The organism is Rhodoblastus sp. (assembly GCF_052145335.1).
Taxonomy (GTDB): domain Bacteria; phylum Pseudomonadota; class Alphaproteobacteria; order Rhizobiales; family Beijerinckiaceae; genus Rhodoblastus.
Genome location: NZ_JBKQOU010000365.1, coordinates 22,876 through 30,014, shown reverse-complemented (window position 1 = coordinate 30,014; position 7,139 = coordinate 22,876). Strand labels below are relative to the sequence as shown.

Genomic DNA, 7,139 nt, shown 5'->3' with positions numbered 1-7,139 from the left:
CTTCTCGGCGATGTCGGCGGGAACGGTGGCCGGCGCATCGGTGGTCGCAGCAACTTGGCCAGCGGCGGGCGCAGCAGCTTCGCTAGCGGGGGCGGACGCAGGCGCCGCAGCCGCCGGGGTCGTGCCGAAAATTTTTCCAAGAATGGAGCCGAAAATGCTCATGGAATCCTACCTTCATAATGGATCGCGGGCTCCAGGCTTTAGCCGCCGGGAGATTGCGCAGGCTAGGACCTCCATGCGACAGTTACAATACACAATTGCGCGCCGTTTGCGGCGGACGGTTGAACTCCTAAGCGGTCCGGTGCAAGGATCAGGCGATTGAATCGTCCCACCGACACCAATTTGTGGAAGACCCTGATGCATTTTGTCGCCCTATGCTTCGACAAGCCGGACTCCCTTGCGATCAGGCAGGAAAACCGCGCCGCACACCTCGCTTTTCTTGCAGAAAATGCCGCGGCGGTGAAGCTCGGCGGCCCCTTTCTCGATTCCGCGGGCCAAATGTGCGGCTCGATGCTGATCTTTTCCTGCACCGACGAGGCCGCGGCGCGCGCTCTGCTCGCAGGCGATCCCTATGGCAAGGCCGGCCTCTTCGCCTTAGTTGAGCTGCGAGCGTACCGACCCGTGGTCGGGGTTTGGCTGGCATGAGTTGCGACAGTAACAGCTATTGGCTGGTCAAGACCGAGCCAAGCGCGTGGTCCTGGACCCAGATGGTCACCGCTGGGACGGCTGGAACCGGCTGGACCGGAGTGCGCAACCATCTTGCCAAACAGCAGATGATGGCGATGAAAAAGGGCGATCTCGCCTTTTTCTATCATTCCAACGTCGGCAAGGAGATCGTCGGCATCGTCGAGGTGATCGCGTCCTATCACCCCGATCCTACCGACCCCACTGGCAAATTCGGCATGGTCGACGTGCGCGCAGTCGAGCCGCTGAAACGGCCAGTGACGCTGGCGGAAATCAAAGCCGATCCGCGTTTCGCCGACATGGCGTTGGTAAAACTCACCCGCCTGTCGGTGCAGCCCGTTTCGCCTGCGCATTGGCGGGCAATCCTCGCGCTTGGTGGCCTATAAGTCTTCGGGGTCGAAGGCGCCAGGCAACGCCAAGCCGTTGACGATGCCCGCCAGCCAGCGGCGCAACGCACGCTCGCGCTTGGGCCGCATGCCTTCTATAAGTTTTGCGCCCGCCGCCTCAACCCTTTCGCGACCCATGCGCAAGACGCTTTCGCCCTGCGGAGTCAGGGCCAAAGGCCGCGCTCGCGACGCATTTGGGACGACGCCCTCTCCTTCCCGCACCAAGCCGGCGCGGCGCAGATTAGCGATGATCAGGCTTATCGTTTGCGGGGTCAACCGGGCTCTCCGAGCAAGATCGGCGGCGAGCATGCCGGGATTGCCGCCTACTAGGGTCATCGCCGCCAGTTGCGGCGGCGTCACTCCCAGATCAGCCAGGAGGCGCTCTTCCGCCAAGCGGTGCGCGCCGGCCGCCTGGCGAAGCAGAGCGGCGATATCGCCATTTTCACCGGGAAGGTCCAGCGGGCGCGGACGCTTTTTGACGGCTTCGGCGGCGATCGGTTGATCCAGCGGGCGCGTTTGTTTCATCTTACCCCCAGGCCGCCAAGGGCTGCCCGGTTTTTCGAAGCATTTGCACAATGGCCACTGACAGCGCCCTGATTTTATGCCCAACGGGGCCTCGCCGCAAGGCTTCGGCTCTACATAATGTTATAGACCGTTCGGCGAAAGGTTAGCTTGCCAGCGTGCAGCTACACGCGCCACAACACTTTTCAGGGTGCAATCCGGAAACCCACGATGGACCATTTTCGCCACTCGATCATCGACCATTATGCCGATCTGGTAGCGCAGGGCCGCATCGAACGCGATCCGCGCCAGCTGGCGATCGTAGGCAAACTCGACGCGCTTTGCCTATCAATCGCCGAATCGCGGCTGGCGAAAAAATCCAGCGCCCTCGGCTGGATGTTCGGCGCTCGCCGCGCCGCCGCGCCGCCGCCCAAGGGACTTTATATCTGGGGGTCGGTCGGGCGCGGCAAAACCATGCTGATGGACCTTTTTTTCGAGACCGTGGAATTCGAGTCGAAACGGCGCGTGCATTTCCACGCTTTCATGGCCGAAGTCCATCGTCGCGTTTTTGGCTGGCGGCAGCAAAAGAAATCCGGGGAGGTCAAGGGCGACGACCCGATCGCTCCGATCGCCGAGGATCTGGCGAAAGAAGCCGCCTTGCTTTGCTTCGATGAATTCGCCGTCACCGACATAGCCGACGCCATGATCCTTGGGCGGCTCTTTCAGGCTTTATGGGCGCGCAAGGTCATTGTCGTCGCCACTTCCAATGTCGATCCCGCCGATCTTTACAAGGATGGCCTGAATCGCGCCCTGTTCCTACCCTTCATCGCCCTTATCGGACAGAATATGGCGGTAATGAAGCTGGATTCGCGAACCGATTACCGGCTGGAAAAGCTCGCCGGCGCGCCGGTCTATCACACGCCCGCCAATGCGGCGGCGGATGCGGCGCTGACAAAAGCTTTCCTCGCGCTAACCGGCGTCGAAAAGGGGCAACCCCGGCGCCTGCCGCTGCTGGGGCGGGAAATCTTCGTGCCGCAGGCCGCGAGCCATGTCGCGCGCTTCGATTACGTCGACCTGTGCAAACAACCGCTCGGCGCGTCGGATTTCCTGACCATAGCCGAGAATTTCCATACTCTGATCATCGATCATATTCCGGTGATCAAGGCCGAAGAACGCAACGAGGCCAAGCGCTTCATCAATCTGGTTGACGCCCTTTACGACCAGAAGGTGAAGCTTCTGGCGTCGGCGGAGGCAGAGCCCGACCAGCTTTTCAAGGCGGCGCAAGGGCGCGAAGCGTTCGAATTCGACCGCACTGCCTCGAGGCTGATCGAAATGCGCTCGGCCGAATATATGGCGCTGCCGCATGGCCGGGGTGATGTCGTCAGTGGAGAGGTCACGGGACTGGTCGAGACATGACCGAAACGGCCCAACCGCGCGAACTCTCCGCCGACCAGAAAATACTCGAACTCGCCAGCGACCATTTGCGGCGTTTTGGGCCGCGGCGGACCACCATTGTCGGGATCGCCGAGGCGGCGGGAATGTCCCACGCCAATGTCTATCGTTACTTCCCTTCCAAACAAGCTTTGTTTGAAGCTGTCACAGCCCTCTGGCTCAAGCCGCTGGAAGCAGAGTTGCGACTAATTGTGGAAGGCCAGGACCCCGCCTATGACAAGCTGGAGCGCGCTCTCGCCGCTCTGCAGCACGCCTATCGGGAAAAACGTGACGCTGATCCTGTGCTGTTTCGCCTATTATGCGAGGCGATTGAAAAAGGCCATGTGGTGGCGCGCAAACACCGCAACAGGGTGCAGAACGAGATTCAAGCGATTGTTGAGGAAGGGATCGGCTCCGGTTCGTTCCGGCTGAACGATCGCCGGCGAGCCATGTCCCTGGTTTTCGATCTGGCGCATCGCTTCATACAGCCGGTGTCGATCGCCCTTGACCGCAGCGTTTCCGCCGCGGAGCTGGAATTTCGCGCCGGCCGCGTGATTACGGTCATCCAACGCAGTCTGACTTTCGGCGACCCAGAGTTTGACATGTGACATTTTTTGTAAATTGTAACGAAGGATAGCAGGCGACGTGAAAACTTTCATACGCGTCGGCATTTGCCGATATCCAATTGATTTCACAGATAAATGCCAATTCCATGGTTAACGACGCGCATGCCGCTCCGCAATAACCTGCGGACGCCTTAGTCTTTCTCCCGACTTGAAAGCGCGGAAACTTCGGGGCAAAAGGCCGTCCCATAATCCGCCGCCCGCGAAAACCCGCCGCGCGGACTTCGAAGCTAAAGCCAACCAAGGACGGAAAACCCATGGCGCGTAACAAGATTGCACTGATCGGAGCCGGCCAGATCGGCGGCACGCTGGCCCATCTCGCCGGCCTGAAAGAGCTGGGCGACATCGTTCTGTTCGACATCGCCGAGGGCACTCCCCAGGGCAAGGCGCTCGACCTCGCCGAATCTTCGCCCGTCGATGGTTTCGACGCCAAGCTTTCCGGGGCCAATGATTATTCGCAGATCGCGGGTTCCGACGTCATCATCGTCACCGCCGGCGTGCCCCGCAAGCCGGGCATGAGCCGCGACGATCTCCTCGGCATCAATCTCAAGGTGATGGATTCGGTCGGCAAGGGCATCAAGGAATTTGCCCCCAACGCTTTCGTCATCTGCATAACCAATCCGCTCGACGCCATGGTCTGGGCGCTGCAGAAGGCTTCCGGCCTGCCGCACAACAAGGTCGTCGGCATGGCCGGCGTGCTCGATTCCGCCCGCTTCCGCTATTTCCTCGCCGAAGCCACTGGGGTTTCGGTCAAGGACATCCACGCCATGACGCTTGGCGGCCACGGCGACGACATGGTGCCGCTGGTGCGTTATTCGACCGTCGGCGGCGTCCCGCTGCCCGAATTGGTGAAAATGGGCTGGCTGACCCAGGAAAAGCTCGACTCCATCGTCGACCGCACCCGCAAGGGCGGGGGCGAAATCGTCGCCCTGCTCAAGACCGGATCGGCCTTCTACGCCCCGGCCGCCTCGGCGATCGCCATGGCTGAATCCTATCTTAAGGACCAGAAGCGCGTCCTGCCCGTCGCCGCCTACCTCAACGGCCCATATGGGGTAAAGGACACCTATGTCGGCGTTCCCGCCCTGATCGGCGCTAATGGCGTCGAGAAGATCGTCGAAGTCGAGTTCGACGCCGCTGAAAAAGCGATGTTCGACAAGTCCAACGCTTCGGTGCAGGGCCTGATCGAAGCCTGCAAGAAGATCAATCCGGCCCTGGCCTGATTTGACCGAATGTTCCGCAAAGGCCCTTTGCGGAACAAATTACGGCAATACGAACGGCTTGCGCGCCATCGGAAAGTTAACGCTTACCCTGGGCCCCGCCTCTCTTGCTCACTAACGAGGACTGCATATGAATATTCATGAGTATCAGGCGAAAGCCGTTCTCAAGGAATTTGGAGTTCCGGTTTCGCGTGGCGTTCCGGTATTCAAACTCGATGAGGCGGAAGCCGCAGCCAAGGAACTAGGCGGACCGCTCTGGGTGGTCAAGTCGCAGATCCACGCCGGCGGGCGCGGCAAGGGCAAGTTCAAGGAAGCCGCCGCGGGCGAAAAGGGCGGTGTGCGCCTCGCCAAATCGGTTGAAGAGGTCAAGACCTTTGTCGGCGAGATGCTCGGCAATACGCTGGTGACCATCCAGACCGGCCCGGCGGGAAAGCAGGTCAACCGCCTCTACATCGAGGACGGCTCTGACATCGAAAAGGAATTCTACCTTTCGGCCCTGGTCGATCGCGTTACCTCGCGCGTCTCATTCGTCGTCTCGACCGAAGGCGGCATGGACATTGAGGAAGTCGCTCACTCGACCCCGGAAAAAATCCACACTTTCTCCGTAGATCCCGCCACTGGCATCATGCCGCATCACGGCCGCACCGTGGCGCAGGCGCTCGGGCTGACCGGCGATCTCGCCAAACAGGCGGGCGTGCTGGTCGCCAAGCTCTACAAGGCCTTCGTCGACAAGGACATGGCCATGCTGGAGATCAATCCGCTGATCGTCTCCAAGCAGGGCGAACTGAAGTGCCTGGACGCGAAAGTGTCCTTCGATTCCAACGCCCTCTATCGCCATCCAGAAGTCGTCGCCTTGCGCGACGAGACGGAAGAAGACGCCAAGGAGATCGAAGCGTCGAAACATGACCTGTCCTATATCACCCTCGACGGGGCGATCGGCTGCATGGTCAATGGCGCCGGCTTGGCTATGGCGACCATGGACATCATCAAGCTCTATGGCATGGAGCCCGCCAACTTCCTTGACGTCGGCGGCGGCGCCACCAAGGAGAAGGTCACCTCGGCGTTCAAGATCATCACCGCAGACCCGAACGTCAAAGGCATTCTGATCAACATCTTCGGCGGCATCATGCGCTGTGACGTCATCGCCGAAGGCGTGATCGCGGCGGTGAAGGAAGTCGGACTGCAGGTTCCGCTGGTCGTCCGCCTGGAAGGCACCAATGTCGACCTCGGCAAGAAAATCATTCGGGAATCGGGTCTCAACGTCATTCCGGCGGACGATCTCGACGATGCCGCGCAGAAAATCGTCAAGGCCGTGAAGGAGCTTGCCTGATGTCCATCCTGATTGACAACAACACCAAGATCATCACCCAGGGTTTCACCGGCAAGAACGGCACCTTCCATTCCGAACAGGCCTTGGCCTATTTCGGCACCAAGGTCGTCGGCGGCACCTCGCCGGGCAAGGGCGGCTCGACCCATCTCGGCCTGCCGGTGTTCGACACCGTGGCGGAAGCCAGGCAAGCCACCAGCGCCGACGCCTCGGTGGTCTATGTTCCGCCGCCGGGCGCGGCCGACGCCATCTGTGAGGCGATCGATGCGGAAATTCCGCTGATCGTCTGCATCACCGAAGGCATTCCGGTCGAGGATATGATCAAGGTGAAGCGCGCGTTGTGCGGCTCCAAGTCGCGCCTGATCGGTCCCAACTGCCCTGGCGTAATGACCGCCAACGAGTGCAAGATTGGCATCATGCCCGGCAATATCTTCAAGCCGGGCAATGTCGGCATCGTCTCACGCTCAGGCACACTGACCTATGAAGCCGTGTTCCAGACCACTCAGGTCGGCCTCGGCCAGACCACCGCTGTTGGCATCGGCGGCGATCCGGTCAAGGGCACGGAATTCATCGACATGCTCGAATTGTTCCTGGCTGACGACAAGACCCATTCGATCATCATGATCGGCGAAATCGGCGGCTCGGCCGAAGAAGACGCCGCGCAGTTCATTCTCGACGAAGCCAAGCGCGGCCGCAAGAAGCCGATGGTAGGCTTCATCGCTGGCCGCACCGCTCCTCCCGGCCGCCGCATGGGCCATGCCGGCGCCATCATTTCCGGCGGCAAGGGCGGCGCGGAAGACAAGATCGCAGCGATGGAGGCGGCGGGCATCCGCGTCTCGCCTTCGCCGGCGCGCCTCGGCTCGACCCTGGTCGAAGTCCTGAAAGGCTAAACGATCAACGATCGGCGCGGGCGATTTTTTCGCCCGCGCCGCCGCAATTCGCCCAAAAGGGCGCGCAAAATAGTAAGCCC

At 60.9% G+C, this 7,139-nt stretch carries 8 protein-coding genes; 7 read left to right on the top strand and 1 reads right to left on the bottom strand.

The window, feature by feature from the left end; all coding sequences use genetic code 11:
* Positions 1–318: 318 nt before the first annotated feature.
* Both ACLP2E_RS21765 and ACLP2E_RS21760 read left to right on the top strand, forming a co-directional pair.
* Entirely contained in the window at positions 319–645 is a 327-nt protein-coding gene (locus tag ACLP2E_RS21765; RefSeq protein ID WP_442462218.1) for a YciI family protein, read from the top strand.
* Positions 642–1,070 (top strand): EVE domain-containing protein, encoded by a 429-nt coding sequence (locus tag ACLP2E_RS21760; protein WP_442462217.1) that lies wholly within the window; start codon positions 642–644, stop codon positions 1,068–1,070. Before ACLP2E_RS21765 ends, ACLP2E_RS21760 begins: the two co-directional genes overlap by 4 nt.
* On the opposite strand, the gene ACLP2E_RS21755 is transcribed toward ACLP2E_RS21760, so the two are convergent.
* Positions 1,065–1,595 carry a MarR family winged helix-turn-helix transcriptional regulator gene (locus ACLP2E_RS21755; RefSeq protein ID WP_442462216.1) on the bottom strand — a complete coding sequence of 177 codons (531 nt, stop codon included), beginning with the start codon at positions 1,593–1,595 and terminating at the stop codon, positions 1,065–1,067. The genes ACLP2E_RS21760 and ACLP2E_RS21755 overlap by 6 nt on opposite strands.
* Positions 1,596–1,802: 207 nt before the next feature.
* On the opposite strand from ACLP2E_RS21755, the gene zapE reads away from it, so the two are divergent.
* From zapE to sucD, 5 genes are all read left to right on the top strand, one after another.
* Entirely contained in the window at positions 1,803–2,987 is a 1,185-nt protein-coding gene (gene zapE / locus ACLP2E_RS21750; RefSeq protein ID WP_442462215.1) for a cell division protein ZapE, read from the top strand.
* Positions 2,984–3,610: a TetR/AcrR family transcriptional regulator gene (locus tag ACLP2E_RS21745; protein WP_442462214.1), complete on the top strand. Its 627-nt coding sequence runs from the start codon at positions 2,984–2,986 to the stop codon at positions 3,608–3,610. The genes zapE and ACLP2E_RS21745 overlap by 4 nt, the downstream gene beginning before the upstream one ends.
* 272 nt (positions 3,611–3,882) lie before the next feature.
* Positions 3,883–4,845 carry a malate dehydrogenase gene (mdh, locus tag ACLP2E_RS21740; protein WP_442462213.1) on the top strand — a complete coding sequence of 321 codons (963 nt, stop codon included), beginning with the start codon at positions 3,883–3,885 and terminating at the stop codon, positions 4,843–4,845.
* 127 nt (positions 4,846–4,972) lie between these two features.
* Positions 4,973–6,172: an ADP-forming succinate--CoA ligase subunit beta gene (gene sucC, locus ACLP2E_RS21735; protein ID WP_442462212.1), complete on the top strand. Its 1,200-nt coding sequence runs from the start codon at positions 4,973–4,975 to the stop codon at positions 6,170–6,172.
* Positions 6,172–7,059: a succinate--CoA ligase subunit alpha gene (gene sucD / locus ACLP2E_RS21730; RefSeq protein ID WP_442462211.1), complete on the top strand. Its 888-nt coding sequence runs from the start codon at positions 6,172–6,174 to the stop codon at positions 7,057–7,059. Before sucC ends, sucD begins: the two co-directional genes overlap by 1 nt.
* Positions 7,060–7,139: the final 80 nt, after the last annotated feature.

Excerpts from the sequence above, each read along its gene's own strand:
- ACLP2E_RS21760 (WP_442462217.1), top strand. The coding sequence starts at position 642 with ATGAGTTGCGACAGTAACAGCTATTGGCTGGTCAAGACCGAGCCAAGC.
- ACLP2E_RS21755 (WP_442462216.1), bottom strand. The coding sequence starts at position 1,595 with ATGAAACAAACGCGCCCGCTGGATCAACCGATCGCCGCCGAAGCCGTC.
- zapE (WP_442462215.1), top strand. The coding sequence starts at position 1,803 with ATGGACCATTTTCGCCACTCGATCATCGACCATTATGCCGATCTGGTA.
- ACLP2E_RS21745 (WP_442462214.1), top strand. The coding sequence starts at position 2,984 with ATGACCGAAACGGCCCAACCGCGCGAACTCTCCGCCGACCAGAAAATA.
- mdh (WP_442462213.1), top strand. The coding sequence starts at position 3,883 with ATGGCGCGTAACAAGATTGCACTGATCGGAGCCGGCCAGATCGGCGGC.
- sucC (WP_442462212.1), top strand. The coding sequence starts at position 4,973 with ATGAATATTCATGAGTATCAGGCGAAAGCCGTTCTCAAGGAATTTGGA.
- sucD (WP_442462211.1), top strand. The coding sequence starts at position 6,172 with ATGTCCATCCTGATTGACAACAACACCAAGATCATCACCCAGGGTTTC.